18 protein-coding genes are annotated in these 18,214 nt (G+C 69.4%); 10 read left to right on the forward strand and 8 right to left on the reverse strand.

Features of this window, described 5'->3' with window-relative positions; all coding sequences use genetic code 11:
* Position 1: 1 nt before the first annotated feature.
* From KVT45_RS10370 to KVT45_RS10390, 5 genes are all read left to right on the forward strand, one after another.
* Entirely contained in the window at positions 2-436 is a 435-nt protein-coding gene (locus tag KVT45_RS10370; protein ID WP_217546229.1) for an ATP-binding protein, read from the forward strand.
* A 172-nt stretch (positions 437-608) separates the two neighbouring features.
* Positions 609-1,238, forward strand: a complete 630-nt coding sequence (locus KVT45_RS10375) for a Uma2 family endonuclease (protein WP_217546231.1) — start codon at positions 609-611, stop codon at positions 1,236-1,238.
* Between the two features lie 44 nt (positions 1,239-1,282).
* Entirely contained in the window at positions 1,283-2,056 is a 774-nt protein-coding gene (locus KVT45_RS10380; protein ID WP_217546233.1) for a serine protease, read from the forward strand.
* Positions 2,057-2,155: 99 nt separating this feature from the next.
* Positions 2,156-3,175 carry a bifunctional lytic transglycosylase/C40 family peptidase gene (locus tag KVT45_RS10385; RefSeq protein WP_217546234.1) on the forward strand — a complete coding sequence of 340 codons (1,020 nt, stop codon included), beginning with the start codon at positions 2,156-2,158 and terminating at the stop codon, positions 3,173-3,175.
* A gap of 192 nt (positions 3,176-3,367) precedes the next feature.
* Entirely contained in the window at positions 3,368-4,060 is a 693-nt protein-coding gene (locus KVT45_RS10390) for a phosphatase PAP2 family protein (protein ID WP_217546236.1), read from the forward strand.
* A 158-nt stretch (positions 4,061-4,218) separates the two neighbouring features.
* Here KVT45_RS10390 and KVT45_RS10395 read toward each other — a convergent pair whose 3' ends face one another.
* Positions 4,219-5,781 (reverse strand): FAD-binding oxidoreductase, encoded by a 1,563-nt coding sequence (locus KVT45_RS10395; protein WP_217546237.1) that lies wholly within the window; start codon positions 5,779-5,781, stop codon positions 4,219-4,221.
* Between the two features lie 365 nt (positions 5,782-6,146).
* Here KVT45_RS10395 and pstS point away from each other — a divergent pair, with 365 nt between their 5' ends.
* The 4 genes from pstS (at position 6,147) to pstB (ending at position 10,290) form a co-directional block, all read left to right on the forward strand.
* On the forward strand, positions 6,147-7,277 hold the full coding sequence (gene pstS / locus KVT45_RS10400; protein ID WP_217546239.1) for a phosphate ABC transporter substrate-binding protein PstS: 1,131 nt from the start codon (positions 6,147-6,149) through the stop codon (positions 7,275-7,277).
* 143 nt (positions 7,278-7,420) lie between these two features.
* Positions 7,421-8,431 carry a phosphate ABC transporter permease subunit PstC gene (pstC, locus tag KVT45_RS10405; protein ID WP_217546241.1) on the forward strand — a complete coding sequence of 337 codons (1,011 nt, stop codon included), beginning with the start codon at positions 7,421-7,423 and terminating at the stop codon, positions 8,429-8,431.
* Positions 8,428-9,474 carry a phosphate ABC transporter permease PstA gene (gene pstA, locus KVT45_RS10410; protein ID WP_217546242.1) on the forward strand — a complete coding sequence of 349 codons (1,047 nt, stop codon included), beginning with the start codon at positions 8,428-8,430 and terminating at the stop codon, positions 9,472-9,474. Before pstC ends, pstA begins: the two co-directional genes overlap by 4 nt.
* A gap of 39 nt (positions 9,475-9,513) precedes the next feature.
* A complete protein-coding gene (pstB, locus tag KVT45_RS10415; RefSeq protein ID WP_217546244.1) occupies positions 9,514-10,290 on the forward strand; it encodes a phosphate ABC transporter ATP-binding protein PstB in 777 nt (258 codons plus the stop codon).
* A 358-nt stretch (positions 10,291-10,648) separates the two neighbouring features.
* Here the strand turns inward: pstB and KVT45_RS10420 are convergent, their stop codons facing one another.
* Both KVT45_RS10420 and KVT45_RS10425 read right to left on the reverse strand, forming a co-directional pair.
* Positions 10,649-11,647, reverse strand: a complete 999-nt coding sequence (locus tag KVT45_RS10420; RefSeq protein WP_089101703.1) for an inorganic phosphate transporter — start codon at positions 11,645-11,647, stop codon at positions 10,649-10,651.
* A gap of 7 nt (positions 11,648-11,654) precedes the next feature.
* Entirely contained in the window at positions 11,655-12,275 is a 621-nt protein-coding gene (locus tag KVT45_RS10425) for a DUF47 domain-containing protein (RefSeq protein WP_132892118.1), read from the reverse strand.
* Between the two features lie 197 nt (positions 12,276-12,472).
* Between KVT45_RS10425 and KVT45_RS10430 the strand changes: the two genes are divergently transcribed.
* The gene (locus tag KVT45_RS10430; protein ID WP_217546246.1) at positions 12,473-12,811 is read left to right on the forward strand and encodes a metal-sensitive transcriptional regulator; all 339 of its coding nucleotides are present in this window, start codon (positions 12,473-12,475) and stop codon (positions 12,809-12,811) included.
* Between the two features lie 26 nt (positions 12,812-12,837).
* On the opposite strand, the gene KVT45_RS10435 is transcribed toward KVT45_RS10430, so the two are convergent.
* The 5 genes from KVT45_RS10435 to KVT45_RS10455 form a co-directional block, all read right to left on the reverse strand.
* Positions 12,838-13,005: a hypothetical protein gene (locus KVT45_RS10435; RefSeq protein ID WP_167449949.1), complete on the reverse strand. Its 168-nt coding sequence runs from the start codon at positions 13,003-13,005 to the stop codon at positions 12,838-12,840.
* 104 nt (positions 13,006-13,109) lie between these two features.
* Positions 13,110-13,964, reverse strand: a complete 855-nt coding sequence (locus KVT45_RS10440; protein ID WP_217546247.1) for a hypothetical protein — start codon at positions 13,962-13,964, stop codon at positions 13,110-13,112.
* A 466-nt stretch (positions 13,965-14,430) separates the two neighbouring features.
* The gene (locus KVT45_RS10445) at positions 14,431-14,847 is read right to left on the reverse strand and encodes an NUDIX hydrolase (protein WP_217546249.1); all 417 of its coding nucleotides are present in this window, start codon (positions 14,845-14,847) and stop codon (positions 14,431-14,433) included.
* The gene (locus KVT45_RS10450; RefSeq protein ID WP_217546251.1) at positions 14,844-15,866 is read right to left on the reverse strand and encodes a CHAD domain-containing protein; all 1,023 of its coding nucleotides are present in this window, start codon (positions 15,864-15,866) and stop codon (positions 14,844-14,846) included. The genes KVT45_RS10445 and KVT45_RS10450 overlap by 4 nt, the downstream gene beginning before the upstream one ends.
* Positions 15,847-18,204, reverse strand: a complete 2,358-nt coding sequence (locus KVT45_RS10455; RefSeq protein ID WP_217546252.1) for an RNA degradosome polyphosphate kinase — start codon at positions 18,202-18,204, stop codon at positions 15,847-15,849. Before KVT45_RS10455 ends, KVT45_RS10450 begins: the two co-directional genes overlap by 20 nt.
* Positions 18,205-18,214 lie beyond the last annotated feature (10 nt).

Below are 18,214 nucleotides of genomic sequence, written 5' to 3' on the forward strand. Positions count from 1 at the left end.
CATGACCACCGTAGCCGCGCCCTGGTCCTACACCCTCCAACTCCCGCACGATCCACGCGCACCGGGGATCGCCCGTGCAACTCTCCGTACCGTCCTCGCCGCTCACGACCTCTCGGCTCTGACTCCCACCGCCGAACTGGTCGCCGCCGAGCTCCTCGCCAACGCCCATCTGCACACCGCCGGCCCCTACGCCCTGCGGCTCCGTCAGAGCGAGGAAGGGCGGCTGCGGGTCGCCGTGTGGGACTCGGATCCGCGGGTGCCGCCGGGGTTCGCGCCCGGGGCCGGTCCCGTCGGCGGGGACGCCGAAAGCGGGCGCGGGCTGTATCTCGTACAGGCGTGCGCCGAGTCGTGGGGCGTCTCCGTGCTGCGCGAGCCGGGAGCCGCGAGGGACGGGAAGCTGCTGTGGGCCGAGCGTCAGTCCGATGACTTAGCGTAATCGTGGCGGATCGGAGCGTGAGGGAGTGATGGCTGTGGTCAAGGCGGATCCGAGGCGTGGGCAGGCTGCGTGCGCGGAAGTCGGCCAGTACGGTGGATTCGAAACCGAGCGGGGCGTCGGTCCTCCCCATGAGCCCGCTCGTGCAGCCGAGGCGGAACGGAGGCGGCGAGCCATGTCCGCGTCATCGGGCGCTCAGAACGGTCTGCGTCCCCTACCCGGAAATCTGCGCGAAGTCGCCGAGAAGATCGAGGAAGCGACGGGTCTGCGGGTGCAGATCGTGGGAGGAAAGCTCGTGATGTCCCCGACCCCGCGTGGGAAGCACGCGGGAGTGGTGAGGAAGCTACGGCGCCAGTTGGAGGGGGCGGATCTGCCTGCGGGGCTCGATGTGTACGAGGTGTCCTCGATCGCCCTCCCCGAAGATCCCGACGACTACGTGACGCCTGATCTGATCGTGCTGCCCACGGACTGGGAGGACGACGACGACTGGCTCGCCGCCCCCGAGGACACCGCGCTCGCCGTCGAGGTCATCTCCGCCTCCGAGAAGTCCAGGGAGATCCGCGACAAGGCCGACTGGTACGCCGTCGCCCGGGTGCCCGTGCTCCTCGTCGTCGACCCGCGAAAGGGAACCTGGGCGCTGCACACCCGCCCCGACAACGGCGCCTACCAGGATGTGCTGCCGGGGAAGTACGGCGAGAGCGTGCCGTTGCCCGAGCCCTTGGGGATCGAAGTCGCCACCGACGGGTTTCCGGTGTACGGCGAGGCCGGTCGGCCGCAAGAGCGGTTCCCGGAAAAAAATCAGTGAAGTCGGGAACCGTTTCTCACCTTTGTGGGGGACAGTAGGCGCTGATGAAGCGCACCTCACGCATCTTTGCCACCTCGCGCCGCGTCGCGCTCTGTGTCGTCGTCGTGCTGGCCGCCACCTCGGCCTCCGTCGCGGCCGCCGATGAGGCGGCGGGGCCGTTCGGGGTGACCGCGGTGGTCGGGGCCACGGCGGACAGCGCGAGAGTCGGGGCGCTGTTCACTGCCGACAAGGCCGGGAGCCTGTCCGGCAACCACTTCTGCACCGCCTCCGTCGTACACAGCCCGCAGCGGGACCTGATCGTCAGCGCCGCGCACTGCATCGACGGGGAGGGGGACGCCGCGGGGCTGGTGTTCGTGCCGGGATACCGGGACGGGCAGGCGCCGTACGGGGTGTGGAAGGTGGGGAAGCAGTATCTGCCGGACGGGTGGGCCCACGGGCAGGACGAGGACAGCGACATCGCCTTCGCCGCCGTCGACGAACTGGACGGCAGGCGGGTCGAGGCCGTGACCGGGAGCAATCGGTTCGCGGCCGGGGTGGCCACCGGCGCCACCGCCGTCACCGTCACCGGGTACCCCAACTCCCGTGAGGTGCCCATCAGCTGCACCAACAAGCCCGTCGCCCACAGCGCCACCCAACAGCGCATCGACTGCCCCGAGTTCACCGGAGGCACCAGCGGGAGCCCCTGGGTGAACGGGGACCACGAGGTGGTCGGGGTGCTGGGCGGGCACGAGCAGGGGGGCGTCACCGCCGACACGTCCTACAGCGTCGTGCTCGGGACCGAGGCCGCCGAGTTGTACAAGGACGCCACCGGCGGCTGAGGCGGCGGGCCGGGGCGACGGGCTGAGACGGCGTCATGTGCGCCGTCTTCCTGTGAAATAGCGCCACTCTCGGCCTAAATGGCGTAGAGCAGCCCTGACATGGGGGAGGGTTGGGGCGTGCGGAAAGTATGGGTGATCGGTGGCGCGGCGACCGCGCTCGGGGTGAGCTTCGTCATGCTGCTCGTCATCGGCGTGTACGTCGTCGCCGGGAACCTTCTCAACGGGGTCGACGGCGCCGGCAAGACCCTGGCCAAGGGCGCCGTACCGGCCGCGTACCAGACGCTCGTGCAGAGGTGGGGCAACCTCTGCTCCGCCATCAACCCCGCCCTGCTCGCCGCACAGCTCTACCAGGAGAGCGGGTTCAACCCGAAGGCGCAGAGCGCGGCGGCCGCGCAGGGGATAGCTCAGTTCATCCCGGGGACCTGGGCCACCCACGGCATCGACGGGAACGGGGACGGGGTCCGCGACGTCTGGGACCCGAACGACGCGATTCCGTCGGCCGCCTCCTACGACTGCCAGCTCGCGTCCTATGTGAAGGACGTGCCCGGCAACGTCTCCGACAACATGCTCGCCGCCTACAACGCGGGGGCGTACGCGGTCATCAAGTACAAGGGTGTGCCGCCCTACAAGGAGACCCAGAACTACGTCAAGACGATCACCACCCTGGAGGAGAGCTTCGCCGCGCCCGTCAGCCGGCTCTCCCCGACCAAGCAGGCCGCCGGGGCCATCAACTACGCCCAGAAGAAGCTCGGCACCCCCTATCTCTGGGGCGGCAACGGCACCGCCGCGGACGGCGGCCGCTTCGACTGCTCCGGGCTGACCAAGGCGTCGTACGCCAGTGTCGGGATCACGCTGCCCCGGGTCGCCAACGACCAGTACAACGCGGGACCGCATCCCTCGCGCAGCGAACTGCTCCCCGGGGATCTCGTCTTCTTCTCCACCGACCTCTCGAACTCCCGCGCCATCCACCACGTGGGGATCTATGTCGGCGGCGGCTACATGATCGACGCGCCCTACACCGGGGCCGTGATCCGTTTCGACCCCATCGACTCGGCCGACTACTTCGGGGCCACCCGCGTCACCGAGGATGGCGCGAAAGCGCTCCCCACGACGGTGTGAACGGAGCGTATAACCCACCCCCTGAGCTGGGGCTTTGTGTCTCTCTTCGATAACGTCTGCGTGATCATTCGGTGGAACCTGGAACGTAGTGGTGTGGGCCGTGCGTTCCTGTTGACGTAGCCGACCACGGGGGTGGCAGCGAGCGACGCACAGAAGTGCGTCCCGGAAAGACGACGAAGGGGCCGCAGCGCGATGGCTGTAATCGCCGAATCCGGATCGAACCCCGACGTCGACCTGCTCTACGACATCAACGGCCTGGCCAAGGACGCGCCGCACTGGTTCGACCGGGCCATGGAGTTCGTCGGGGAGTACGGGCTGCTGGTCGCGATGGTGCTGCTGGTGGTGTGGTGCTGGTGGTCCGTGCGGCGCCGGGGGGCCGAGGACGCCGCGTCCACGATGGCCGCGCTGGTGTGGGCGCCGCTCGCCGCCGCCATCGCCGTCCTCGTGAACGTTCCCATCCGCGGCTTCGTCGAGCGCCCCCGGCCGTTCCTCACCCACCAGGGGCTCGACGTCCTGATCTCCGGCAAGACCGACTACTCCTTCGTGAGCGACCACGCGACGATCACCATGGCGCTGGGGGTCGGGCTGTTCGTCGCCAACCGGAGGTTCGGGCTGGCGGGGATAGGGCTGGCGCTGGCGGAGGGGTTCTGCCGGGTGTACATGGGGGTGCACTATCCGACGGACGTCGTGGGCGGCTTCGCGCTGGGCACCGCGGTCGTCCTTCTCCTTTCCCCGCTGGCTACGGCTGTGCTGACGCCGCTGATGAAGGCGGTGGAGGGGTCGCCGCGGGTGGGGTGGATCGTGCGGGGCCGGTCGGCGGCGGTGGGTCTGGTGCCGGGGGGCCGGGCGTCGGTCGAAGCCGAGGAACGTGACCTGGCGGCGTAGGCGGGGCTGAGGCCGGGGGGTTTCACTCGCCCGCAGCTATGTATGTAGGACGCGGCTGGGCAGCGCCCCGTGAGGGGCGCTGGGGGTACCCCCGGCCGAAGGCTGGGGGAGGAACTGCGCGATCAGCCCCCACGCACCCGCAGCCGAACGGACGGCCCTTACAACCCCTGCGCGTACGAGAAGAAGCGATTCGGGTCGTACTGCTTCTTCACCGAGCCCAGCTTCGTCACGGCGTCGCCGTAGTACGCCTTCTTCCAGTCCGTCAGCGTCGGGTCCGTGTAGTTCTGGTAGGCCGCGCCGGAGGCGTACGGCTTCATCGCGGCATGCGCCGCATTCAGCCAGGACTGGCCCGTGCTGCCGGAGGACCCGGCCCCCCACGACACGATGTACTGCGCCAGCATCCGCGACCGGCGGTGCACGAACGCCGTCGCCGTCGGCGAGACCCGGTTCACCGCTCCGCCCAGCGCCGTGAACGCGATGCTGCCCGCCCCGCCCCGGACCGAGGCGATCTGGTTCAGGGCCGTCTGGATACCGGCCGCGGACAGGGAGCGGTCGAAGAAGTCGGAGCGGGCCGTGTACGTCTCGCGGCCGAGCTTGCCCTGGGGGGAGCGGCCGGGGGTGGAGCCGGGCAGGTGGCACTGGGGCTCGGTGGAGAAGGAGGAGCAGCCGGCGTATATCTCCATCGCCTCCTCGTAGCCGTGGCGGCGCAGGGAGACGGAGGAGGCGTTGGCGCCCGCCTTGTGGGCGAGGGCGTCCACGGCGTTCTGGAGCTCGCCGTACGTGCCCATCGAGAAGCAGGCCACCGAGACGCGCGGGCCGCTGCCCGAGTTCTCCAGGTGCAGGGAGGACCAGATCTCGTCCGGCTGGGACGGGCCCCACTCCTGCCAGGCCTTCAGGACCTGCGCCGCCTTCGACCACGGCCAGGTCAGGTACGCCGTCACCCCCTGCGGGGTCGGGTGGGTCCTGAACTGCAACTCCGTGACGACACCGAAGTTGCCGTTGCCGGCGCCGCGCAGCGCCCAGAAGAGGTCCTTGTTGGTGCTCGCGTTGGCGACCACCTGCGTGCCGTCCGCCGTGATCAGCGTCGCCTGCGTGAGGCTGTCGCAGGTCAGGCCGTATGCGCGGGACGCGACCCCGTGGCCGCCGCCCATCACCAGGCCGGAGACGCCGACGGTGGGGCAGGAGCCCGCCGGTATGGTCACGCCCTTGGCCGCCAGGGCCCGGTAGACGTCGATCAGTTTGGAGCCGGCGCCGACCACCGCGGTGCCGCCGCTGACGCGGATGCGGTTCAGTTTCGAGACGTCGACTATCAGGCGGCCGTCGCCGGAGGAGTAGCCCGCGTAGGAGTGGCCGCCGTTGCGGATCGAGACCTTCAGCGCGTGCGCCTGGGCGTACGACAGCGTCGTGCGGATGTCGTCGGCGTGGGCCACGTACGCGACCGCCGCCGGTTTCAGGCCGTCGAAGCGGGTGTTGTAGAGCTGGTGGGCCGTCGTCCAGGAGGCCTCGCCGGGGCGGACCAGGGTGCCGTCCAGGGCGTGGGCGAGGGCCGTCCAGTTGGCCGCGGCCGCTGCGCTGGTGGTCTTCAGCGCCGTACGAGAGGATGTGGTCGCGAGTGGCGTGCCGGTCGTGTGGGACGCGGTAGTGCCGCCGGAGCTGCACCCCGTCAGTGCGGTCGCCGCGAGGGTGGCCGCCCCGCCAGATATGAAGGTACGCCGTTCCATGCCCGTGCCTTTCGCGTCGGCTTTCGTGGGACGAGACGGCGTCTGTCGCACACGGGTTCCCGTGCGGTGTAACGAACGCTGTGACGTCGTAACGACTGCGATGGCGAACGGCGAAGAAATGTTCGCGTAACCCGTCCGTTGGAACCGGCATGTGCCCTCACCGTGAGCATTCCGTGACCTAACCGGGTCGACGGCAGGGGTTCACCCTGCGTTTACCTATGGCCATCGGCGGCTTCACCTGTTCTGCCTAATTTCGGCCGTACCGGGTGCGGTGAGCGGTCGTTAATGCGCAGTGCAGGAGGCCCTCGCCCACCACCTACTTCGCACGCCGCCGAAGGTGGCGCCTCTGGAAGGAACCCCCGAAAGTGAAGCTTCAGCGCAAGAACCGGCTGCGCGCCCTGTCTCTCGGTGCTGTCGCCGTCTCCGGCGCCCTGGCCCTTACGGCGTGCGGCTCCGACGACAACGGTGGCAGCAGCGGTTCGAGCACGTCTTCGGCCTCCGCCAACGCCAGCTCCATCAAGTGCGACAACGCCAAGGGCCAGCTGCTCGCCGACGGCTCCTCCGCGCAGAAGAACGCGATCGACGCCTGGGTGAAGAGCTTCTCCCAGGCCTGTGGTGTGCAGATCAACTACAAGGGCTCCGGCTCCGGCGCCGGTGTGACCGCCTTCACGCAGGGCCAGGTCGCCTTCGCCGGTTCCGACTCCGCGCTCAAGCCGGAAGAGGTCACCGCCTCCAAGAAGGTCTGCTCCGGCGGCCAGGGCATCGACCTCCCGATGGTCGGCGGCGCGATCGCGATCGGTTACAACGTCCCGGGTGTCGACAACCTGGTTCTGGACGCGCCGACCCTCGCCAAGATCTTCGACAGCAAGATCACCAACTGGAACGACGCGGCGATCAAGAAGCTGAACCCGTCCGCCAAGCTCCCGAACCTGAAGATCCAGGCGTTCCACCGCTCGGACGAGTCGGGTACGACGGACAACCTCACCAAGTACCTGATCGCCACCACCCCGAGCAACTGGAAGTACTCCGGCGGCAAGGCCTGGCAGGCCAAGGGCGGCCAGTCCGCTCCGCAGTCCGCGGGTGTCGCCCAGCAGGTCAAGCAGACCTCCGGCGCCATCGGCTACTTCGAGCTCTCCTACGTCTCGGACGGCATCAAGGCCGCCTCCATCGACACGGGCGCCAGCGCGCCGGTGGCCCCGTCCACCGAGTCCGCCACCGCCGACATCGCGGCCGCCAAGGTCGTCGGCACCGGCAGCGACCTGTCGCTCCAGCTCGACTACAAGACCAAGGCCGAGGGCGCGTACCCGATCAGCCTGGTCACCTACGAGATCGTCTGCGACAAGGGCAACAAGGCCGACACGCTGCCCGCCACCAAGGCGTTCCTGCGCTACATCGCGAGCGCGGACGGCCAGAAGGTCCTCTCCACGATCGACTACGCCCCCGTTCCCGACGAGATCATCGCCAAGGTCCGCACCACCGTCGAGGGCCTGAGCTAAAGATCCGCGTGTGCGGCCGAGCTCCGGAAGGAGCCCGGCCGCACCGTCCGGTGCACCGCCGCCCGGAGCCGTACGCCCCTACGCGCGGGACGTACGGCTTCTCAGAGCCGCCCCCCAGGCGACTCCGCAGACCGGAGAACCCGATGGACATATCGACGCAGACGACAGACGCATCTCCCCCTACCCCCCCACAGCCCTCCGCGGCCGAGCAGAAGCGCAACGCCCGCGGTGCCACCCGGGTCGGTGACCGAGTCTTCCTCGGGCTCTCCCGTGGTTCCGGCATCCTGCTCCTGGTGATCATGGCCGCGATCGCGGTCTTCCTCACCTACCGGGCCGCCCTCGCGATCAACCGCGACCACGGCAACTTCCTCACCACCTTCGAGTGGAACACCAACCTCATCCCGCCGACCTTCGGCATCGCGGTCCTGGCCTTCGGCACGGTCGTCTCCTCGATCATCGCCATGGCCGTCGCGGTCCCGATCGCGGTCGCGATCGCGCTGTTCATCACGCACTACGCGCCGCGCCGCATGGCCGGCCCGGTCGCCTTCGTGATCGACCTGCTCGCCGCCGTGCCGTCCATCGTGTACGGCCTGTGGGGCGCGCTGATCCTCGTACCGCACATGACCGGCCTGTTCAGCTGGCTGAACGACTACTTCGGCTGGACCGGGATCCTCTCCTGGGACGGCGGCGCCCCGCGCTCGATCCTGACGGTCTCGATCCTGCTCGCGATCATGATCCTGCCGATCATCACCAACGTGAGCCGCGAGGTCTTCCGGCAGGTCCCGCAGATGCACGAAGAGGCCGCCCTGGCCCTCGGCGCCACCCGCTGGGAGGTCGTCCGCATGGCGGTGCTGCCCTTCGGGCGCTCCGGCGTGATCTCCGCCTCGATGCTCGGCCTCGGCCGTGCGCTCGGCGAGACGATGGCCGTCGCCACCGTGCTCTCCCCGGACTTCGACATCCACGCCAGCCTGCTCAACCCGGGCGGCGGCACCTTCGCCCAGAACATCGCCAGCAAGTTCGGCGAGGCGACCTCGGACGGCCGTGACGCGCTGATCGCCTCCGGTCTGGTCCTCTTCGTCATCACCCTGCTGGTCAACGGCGCGGCCCGCATCATCATCCAGCGCCGCGCAGAGTACTCGGGGGCCAACGCATGAGCACCGCAGCAGCCAGCACCCTGCGCGGTGCCACCCTCCCCAAGTGGTCCTCCTACGCCATCGTCGGCGGGGCCATCGTCCTCGGCGTGGCCATCGGCCTGGTCGGCGGCCTGGACAGCAAGGTCCAGTGGGGGCTGATCGCCGGCGTCCTCTACGTCCTCGGCACCTATGTCGTCGCCGCCCGGGTCGAGGGCCGCCGACAGGCCAAGGACCGCGTCGCGACCTCCCTGGTGTGGGTCGCCTTCGTCATCGCCGTGGTCCCGCTGGTCTCCCTGATCTGGGTGACCGTCTCGCGCGGCGTGAAGGTCCTGGACCCCTACTTCCTCAGCCACTCCATGGGCGTCGTCGCCAACGCCGACACCGGCGGTGGTGCCTACGCGGCCATCATCGGCTCCCTGGAGCAGGTCGGTCTCGCCACCCTGATCGGTGCGCCGATCGGCATCCTCACCGCGGTCTACCTCGTCGAGTACGGGCGCGGCCGCCTCGCGAAGGCCATCACCTTCTTCGTGGACGTGATGACCGGTATCCCGTCGATCGTCGCGGGTCTGTTCATCCTCAGCCTCATGCTGATCTTCGACATGCAGCCCTTCGGCTTCGCCGGCTCGCTGGCCCTGGCCATCCTGATGATGCCGGTGGTCGTGCGCTCCACCGAGGAGATGCTCAAGCTCGTCCCGAACGAGCTGCGCGAGGCGTCCCTGGCGCTCGGCGTGCCCAAGTGGCGCACCATCCTGAAGGTGGTCCTGCCGACTTCTATCGGCGGTATCACGACCGGTGTCATGCTGGCCATTGCCCGTATCGCGGGTGAGACCGCGCCGGTGCTGCTGCTGGTGTTCGGCAACCCGTTCATCAACAACAACCCGTTCGAGGGTGCGCAGTCCTCGCTGCCGCTGTTCATCTACCAGCAGTACTCGGACAGCGCCGGTGCCAACGCGGCCTACGACCGTGCCTGGGCGGCCTCGCTCACGCTGATCGCCTTCGTGATGATCCTGAACCTGGTGGCCCGCGGCATCGCCCGCTGGAAGGCCCCCAAGACCGGTCGCTGACCGGCCGACAGCGACCGACTCTCTGGAAGTGAAGAAGTAATGTCCAAGCGAATCGACGTAAGCGGGCTCACCGCCTACTACGGCTCCCACAAGGCCATCGAAGACATCTCGATGAACGTCGAGCCGCGCACCGTCACGGCGTTCATCGGCCCCTCCGGCTGCGGCAAGTCGACGTTCCTGCGCACGCTCAACCGCATGCACGAGGTCACCCCCGGCGGCCGCGTCGAGGGCAAGGTCCTCCTCGACGACGAGAACCTGTACGGCGCCAACATCGACCCGGTGGCGGTGCGCCGCGAGGTCGGCATGGTGTTCCAGCGCCCCAACCCGTTCCCGACGATGTCGATCTTCGACAACGTGGCGGCGGGTCTGCGCCTGAACGGCAACTTCAGGAAGAGCGAGCTCGGCGACATCGTCGAGAAGTCCCTCAAGGGCGCGAACCTCTGGAACGAGGTCAAGGACCGCCTGAACAAGCCGGGTTCCGGCCTCTCCGGTGGTCAGCAGCAGCGTCTGTGCATCGCCCGCGCGATCGCGGTCGAGCCGAACGTGCTGCTCATGGACGAGCCCTGCTCCGCCCTCGACCCGATCTCCACCCTCGCCATCGAGGACCTGATCGGTGAGCTGAAGGATCGCTTCACGATCGTCATCGTGACGCACAACATGCAGCAGGCGGCGCGTGTCTCCGACCGCACGGCGTTCTTCAACCTGGCCGCCGTCGGCCAGCCCGGCAAGCTGATCGAGATCGACGACACGGAGCGCATCTTCTCCAACCCGTCGGTCCAGGCCACCGAGGACTACATCTCCGGCCGCTTCGGCTGAGCCGGACCTGACCCCTCGCGGTGCTGCATGGCGGTGCCACCGCGAGGACGCAAAAGGGCCCGCCCCTGGCTCCCGGGGGCGGGCCCGTCTGCGTGTAGCGCCCTGTCTTCTGGGGGCGCGGGGAACTGCGCGACAAGCCACAGCGCATCCGCAGTCGACACTGAACGGAATGACGGTCCGAGAGTGCCGCGATCCGTCGTCGGTCGGTGCGCCACCGTCGTGGCTGGCCGCGCAGTTCCCCGCGCCCCTTACGGGGCTCGTCGGGCAGCCGCACATCGAATGCTGTCCCGCGCCTCTTACAGGGTGTTCGACCTCGCCTCTCTACGGAGCGAGTCGGGTGGGCGGGTGGGCCGAGTGGTTACAGGAACGCCAGGTCCACGATTCCGAATGCTGCCGCTGCCACCAGTGCCGCCGCCGGCATCGTGATGAACCAGCCCAGGACGATGTTCTTGGCCACGCCCCAGCGGACCGCGTTCACGCGCTTCGTCGCGCCGACGCCCATGATGGCCGAGGTGATGACGTGGGTGGTGGAGATCGGCGCCTTGAAGAGGTACGCGGTGGTGAACATGATCGACGCGCCCGTCGCCTCGGCCGCGAAGCCCTGCGGGGGGTCCAGCTCGATGATCTTGCGGCCCAGGGTGCGCATGATGCGCCAGCCGCCCGCGTAGGTGCCGAGGGAGAGCATCACGGCACAGACGATCTTGACCCAGACCGGGAACCCGTCGCCGTACGTCTCATGGCCGGAAATCACCAGTGCCATGACGACGACGCCCATCGTCTTCTGGGCGTCCTGGAGACCGTGGCCGAGGGCCATACCGGCCGCGGAGACGGTCTGGGCGATACGGAAGCCGCGCTTCGTCTTGTGCGGGTTGGCGCGGCGGAAGATCCACATGATGGCCGTCATGACCAGGTAACCGAGGATCAGGCCGACGATCGGCGACAGGAACATCGGGATGATGACCTTGCCGACGACGCCGTTCCAGAGGACCTCCGTGCCGCCGGCCAGCGCCGCGCCCACCAGGCCGCCGAACAGCGCGTGGGAGGAGGACGAGGGCAGGCCGTAGTACCAGGTGACGAGGTTCCAGACGATCGCGCCGACCAGCGCCGAGAAGAGGATGGCCATGCCCTTGGAGCCCTCGGGCGTCTCGATCAGGCCCTCGCTGACGGTCTTGGCGACCCCGGTGCCGAAGAACGCGCCGGCCAGGTTCATCACCGCGGCCATGGCGAGCGCCGCCCGCGGGGTCAGTGCCCGGGTCGAGACCGACGTGGCGATCGCGTTCGCCGAGTCGTGGAAACCGTTCGTGTACGTGAAGAAGAGCGCGACCAGGATGGTCACGACGAGCGCGAAGGTGTCCATCGACGGTTCAGGACTCCTTGACGGCGATGGTCTCCACCGTGTTCGCCACGTGCTCGAACGCGTCCGCCGCCTCTTCCAGGACGTCCACGATCTGCTTGAGCTTCAGCACCTCGATCGCGTCGTACTTGCCGTTGAAGAGGTGCGCGAGAAGCTTGCGGTGGATCTGGTCCGCCTGGTTCTCCAGGCGGTTCACCTCGATCCAGTACTCGGTGAGGTTGTCCAGCGTGCGCAGGTGGGGCATCGCCTCGGCCGTCAGGTCGGCGGCCCGCGCCAGCACCTCGATCTGCTGCTCGACGCCCTTGGGCAGCTCCTCGACGTTGTAGAGGACGACCAGGTCGACGGCCTCCTCCATGAAGTCCATGATGTCGTCGAGGGAGGACGCGAGGGTGTAGATGTCCTCGCGGTCGAAGGGCGTGATGAACGAGGAGTTCAGCTGGTGGAAGATCGCGTGCGTGGCGTCGTCACCTGCGTGTTCGGCTGCCCGCATACGCTCTGCGATCTCGGCCCGGGCAGACGCGTCCGCCCCGAGCAGTTCCATCAGGAGCTTCGAGCCCGTGACGATGTTGTCCGCGGAGGCGGCGAACATGTCGTAGAAGCTCGTCTCCCTGGGGGTCAGACGAAAGCGCACTTGGGGTCCTCGGTATGCATGGGTTTCGGTCAGGCTGATGCTAAGCGCATCATCCGGCCACGGCTAATGGGCCGCCCTCCAGTTTCGCCCATCGGGCAGAGAGATCGGCACGGGGGCGTCCCGAGGGCCCTATACCCAGCAAAGTTCGTTACCATATACCCACTAGGGGTATATGTCTCGACGATGCGGAGGACGCGATGACGACCACCGAGGCCGGCGCCACGAAGCCCTCCGGAAGCGGAGCGCCGGCGACCACGCACGGCTACCACAAGCAGAAGGACGAGCATCTCAAACGGCTGCGCCGGATCGAGGGCCAGATCCGGGGTCTGCAGCGGATGGTCGACGAGGACACCTACTGCATCGACATACTCACCCAGGTCTCCGCCTCCACCAAGGCCCTGCAGTCCTTCGCCCTGCAGTTGCTGGAGGAGCACCTGCGGCACTGCGTCGCCGACGCGGCCGTCAAGGGCGGCTCGGAGATCGACGCGAAGGTCGAGGAGGCCACTCAGGCCATCGCCCGCCTGCTGCGGACCTGAGCGGAGCCGGCCGGTGCTGGCCGGAATCAGCGGACCTCGCGCTCCTCGGCCACGCGCAGCACCTCGTCGATGCTCTCCAGGCTGAGCCGGTCCTCGGCGGCCGACGCCGCGATGATCAGCTCTCCGCACAGCTCGATCTCGGCGAGGGCCACGTGGTCCTGAACTGCCGTACCGCCGACCGGAGCCACGTGCATCACCTCTTCTCTGCCGTCACCGACTTCCTAGAGTAGGCAGCGGTCAACACAACGCGCATGGCACGGACGGGCTAGTTCACAGGTTGTACAGAGCCGTTCCCTGACTAGTGCGTCGGCTGGTTTTCGGCGATCCGGCCCGCGTAGATGTCCTCGGAACGTGGCAGCTTCACGTCGACCGGCGTGCCGAAACCGTACAGCAGGGTCGTCGAGGCGACCGCCACGGTGCCCTTGCCGCCGTCGTTGACGAAGCTGAACCGCTGCCGCAGTTTCCGGATCCGGCCCTGGTCGTCGAGGTACACGTCGAACGGGACCTCGGCGGTGGCGAACCCTTTCGCCGCGGCCGTCAGGGAGGCCCTGCTGCTGGCGGACGCCGAGCGGGCGGCGGCCGTGAGGTCGGCGGTGCCCCGGTAGTGCCGGACCTCGGTCCCGGCGAGCTCGGTCTTGCCCAGGTACGTCGCCGTCCGCGTGCCGCGCAGCAGTTCGGCCGCCGCGAAGGGGTCGGTCGCGCCGCCGGTGACCAGGTTGCCGTCGGAGAGGGTCGCGGTCTCCACGCGGACCCACTTGTCTGCGGGCACCCCGGCGCCCCGGTTCTTCATGAACAGCGCGCCCGGGGCGAGGAGTTCGGTGATCGGGCGGTGCTCGGAGGCGCCGGCGGGGTCCTGCGGGAGGACGACCGTGAGCCTGCCGAACTGCCTGTCGTAGTCGTAGACGCCCTTGCCGCGGATGGTCACCCGGGTGCCGCCGGTGGCCATCTCCATCGACGTCGTCGCCTTGGAGGTGCGGGTGGCGCGCAGGGTGTCCGCCGCGCGCTTCAGGAGGGTGACCGGGTTGTCGCCGGGGGTGCCGCCGGCGCCCTCGGCCGTGGCGCCGCCGCAGCCGGTGGCGCAGGCGCCGAGGCCGACCACGAGCCCTACGGTGACGGCCGTCTTTCCAGCGCGCCAGTGCTGCCGCCGATCCATCGTCTGCCTACCCCCAGCCGGTACGTCCGTCACGGGCCTCCCGTCGTTCCGCTTAACGAGGGGTGGGAGGGGCCGTCACGCATACCAGTGCTTTACCGAGCGTGGGTAACGTTGTCGGTGTGGCGCAGGAGGGCGGTTCCGGGCGGGCCCTGCAGGGGGCGGAACATGACGCGGGCACGGTTGAACAGGGGCGGTTCTGTTTCGCCCGGTGCACGTGTGGGTGGCGGGGACCGGCCAGGAGAGCGAGAAGCCTTGCGCGCACCGATGCGGAGGGGCACTTGGCCGGAGGGTGAGTTCGGTCGTTCGGTGGCTGCGGGCCGGTGGGGGCTTGTCGCGCAGTTCCCCGCGCCCCTTTGGGTCGGCTGTTCTCGCGTCGGCTGTGATGTGCCGTTGGTCGCGCTCACGCGGTGGTAGCCGCACATTGATACAGCCCCGCGCCCCTGTCGGGGCGCCTCAGTCGGCGCCCCTACTGAGTGTTGTGCAGCGAGGTCAGTAGTTCGTCCACCAGTTCGGCGTCTCTCGGCTGGGTCAGGCGTTGGCGGGCCTCCGGTGGGCGCAGCCACAGGATTCTGTCCACCTCGTGGTTCGGGGTGAAGTGGCCCTCTCCTGCTTCGCCGGCCCAGTAACGGACGTCCTTGGGACGGCCGTTGGCGTAGTAGTGGGCGGTGGAGAGTTCGCTGCCGAGGGTGGCGGTGTAGCCGGTTTCCTCGGCCACCTCGCGCAGCGCGGCCGTGCCCGCGTCCTCGCCGCGCTTGAGCTTGCCCTTCGGGTGGGACCAGTCGTCGTACTTGGGGCGGTGGACGAGACAGACCTCCAGGTCGCCGCCGACCGGCGAGCGGCGCCACAGGACGCAGCCCGCCGCCAGCACCGGGGTGTCGTTCACACGGCCTCCACCCGCTGCTTCTGCCACGCCTGCTGGAACGCGAACCGGGCCGCCTCCACCTCGTGCCGCTGGTCGGCGTGGAGAACGCCGAGGGCGTAGGCCGTCGCGGGGGCGATGCGCGGGGTGCGGGCCGCCGACGCGGCCGCGGCGGCCGCTTCCGAGGCGTCGCGGTGGCGGTTCAGGGCCTGGCCGGCCGCGAACAGCCGTACGTCCACGGGTGCGCCCTCGCCGCACAGCACCTCGCGGGCGTAGCGGTGCAGGCGCAGCAGGAGGCGGACCTGGTGCCAGGGGCCGTCCTGGGGGTGCGGGGCGGGGTCCGGGGACAGGCCGTGGACCAGGGCCTCCGCGTTGTAGGGGTGGCCCGCGGTGACCAGCGGGAGCGCGGCGATGGCGTCGGTGAGGCGCTCCTCGGCCGCCGACGCCGACGGGCGCAGGTCGGCGGTGGGCGCCGCGGCCGTCAGCGGGACCTCGCTGGCCAGCACCGCGACCTTGTCGGCGACCGCGTGGAAGCGGGAGGAGCCGAGCGCCTGGAGGGCCGTGGAGTGGGCCCGGGTGCGGGCGAGGGTGAGCTGGCGGTCCAGCAGGGCGCCCGCCTTCGCCGCGCCCACCGTGAGGTTGCCGCGCTCGGGCGTCGCCTCCGAAGTGGCCTGGTTGGGAAGGGCCGTTGAGCCGGAGAGGCGGTGCAGCGCCAGCAACAGGCGCTCCAGCCGTGCCTCGTAGGCGTGCTCAAGGCCCAACGTGCCCGACAGCCAGGCCAGTTCGGGGCGGATCTCCTCGGACCAGTCGGAGTCGAGGAGCGGGCGGAAGGTGTGCAGGCTGCCGCTGATGCGCCGGGCAGAGCGGCGCAGGGCGCGGGCCGCGTCGACGGTCTCCTCCGTCGCGCTCACCGTCCCGGTCTCCCGGTGCAGGCGCAGCGCGCGGAGGAACTCCGTGGCCTGGGCGCGCAGGTAGCCCGCCAGGGCCTCCCCGGTCACGACCCGGGCCGTGGGGTCCGTCGGTTCAAGGTGTTGCTGTGCCACGCCGGCGCCTCCGGGCGTCTATGAGCATCTCCTGGATGTTGCGCAGGGGCTGGCCGTCCGCGTCGGTCGCGTGCCGGGTCCATTCGCCGTCCGGGCCCAGGTGCCAGGAGGAGGTGGAGTCGGACATGCCGGTTTCGAAGAGCCGGTTGAGGGTGGCTCTGTGAGCCGGGTCGGTGACCCGGACCAGGGCTTCTATCCGGCGGTCGAGATTGCGGTGCATCATGTCGGCGCTGCCGATCCACACCTCGGGCTCGCCGCCGTTGCCGAAGGCGAAGACCCGGGAGTGTTCCAGGAAGCGGCCGAGGATCGAGCGGACCTTGACGTTCTCCGAGAGGCCCGTGACGCCGGGGCGGATCGCGCAGATGCCACGCACCCAGATGTCGACGGGTACGCCGGCCATGGACGCGCGGTAGAGGGCGTCGATGATCGCTTCGTCGACCATCGAGTTGGCCTTGATGCGGACGAACGCGGGCCGGCCGGCCCGGTGGTGCTGTATTTCCTTCTCGATGCGCGCGATCAGTCCGTCGCGCAGCGACTTGGGGGCCACCAGCAGGCGGCGGTAGGTCTCCCGGCGGGAGTAGCCGGAGAGGCGGTTGAACAGGTCGGAGAGGTCCGCGCCGACCTGCGGGTCGGCGGTGAGCAGGCCGAGGTCCTCGTACAGGCGCGCGGTCTTCGGGTGGTAGTTGCCGGTGCCGACGTGGCTGTAGCGGCGGAGCGTCTCGCCCTCCTGGCGGACCACCAGGGACAGCTTGCAGTGGGTCTTCAGGCCGACCAGGCCGTAGACGACGTGGCAGCCGGCCTCTTCCAGCTTGCGCGCCCACTTGATGTTGGCGTGCTCGTCGAAGCGGGCCTTGATCTCGACCAGGACGAGGACCTGCTTGCCGGCCTCGGCGGCGTCGATGAGCGCGTTGACGATCGGGGAGTCGCCGGAGGTCCGGTACAGGGTCTGCTTGATGGCGAGGACGTCGGGGTCGTCGGCGGCCTGTTCGACGAAGGCCTGCACGGAGGTGGAGAAGCTGTCGTACGGGTGGTGCAGCAGCACGTCCCGCTCGCGCAGCGCCGCGAAGATGTCGGGCGCGGACGCCGACTCGACCTCGGCGAGGTCGCGGTGGGTGCCCGCGATGAACTTGCGGTACTTCAGCTCCGGGCGGTCGAGACCGTGGATGCGGAAGAGACCGGTGAGGTCGAGCGGGCCGGGCAGCGGGTAGACCTCCGCCTCGGAGATCTTCAGCTCGCGCACCAGCAGGTCGAGGACCTCGCGGTCGATGGACTCCTCGACCTCCAGGCGCACCGGCGGCCCGAAGCGGCGCCGCATGAGCTCCTTCTCCAGGGCCTGGAGCAGGTTCTCGGCGTCGTCCTCCTCGACCTCCAGGTCCTCGTTCCGGGTGAGGCGGAAGGCGTGGTGCTCCACGACCTCCATGCCCGGGAACAGCTCCTCCAGATGGGCGGCGATGACGTCCTCGATCGGGACGTACCGGCCGGCGGAGCTTTCCAGGAAGCGGGACAGCGACGGCGGCACCTTGACCCGGGCGAAGTGCTTGTGACCGCTGACCGGGTTGCGTACGACCACGGCCAGGTTCAGGGAGAGCCCGGAGATGTAGGGGAACGGGTGCGCCGGGTCGACCGCCAGCGGGGTCAGGACCGGGAAGATCTGGTGCCGGAAGAGCGTGAAGAGCCGCGCCTGCTCCTTCTCGGTCAGCTCGGCCCAGCGGACCAGGTGGATGCCCTCCTCCGCGAGCGCGGGGGCGACGTCCTCGTGGTAGCAGGCGGCGTGCCGGGCCATCAGCTCGCGGGAGCGGGCCCAGATCATCTCCAGCACCTCGCGCGGCTGCAGGCCGGAGGCGGAGCGGGTGGCCACGCCGGTGGCGATACGGCGCTTCAGCCCTGCCACCCGGACCATGAAGAACTCGTCCAGGTTGCTCGCGAAGATCGCCAGGAAGTTCGCCCGCTCCAGCAGCGGAGTGTTCGGGTCCTCGGCGAGCTCCAGCACCCGCTCGTTGAACGCGAGCCAGCTGCGCTCCCGGTCCAGGAAGCGCCCCTGGGGCAGCTGGACCCCGTCGACCTGCGACTCCTCGTACGTGTCGAGGTCGGCGTCGATGTCGGGTTCCAGGTCGGAGACCACGGCGGCCACGGTGTGCGGGCGGTGCGCGGCTATGGAGCCCACGGAGGGCTGGGCGTGCTGGACCTCGGCTGCCTGGGCGTTCTGCTGACTCATGACCCCATTCTTCCGCGCCCGGGCCGTGACAGGCGCGTCGGAACGCGCGGGTGGGAGCTGGACGACCCCGTTTCCCGCGAACCCCTCAAGGGGTGACGAAGGCTCTGGCACGGCGGGCTTCATTCGCTGAGCG

Source organism: Streptomyces sp. GbtcB6 (assembly GCF_019091475.1).
GTDB lineage: Bacteria > Actinomycetota > Actinomycetes > Streptomycetales > Streptomycetaceae > Streptomyces > Streptomyces hyaluromycini.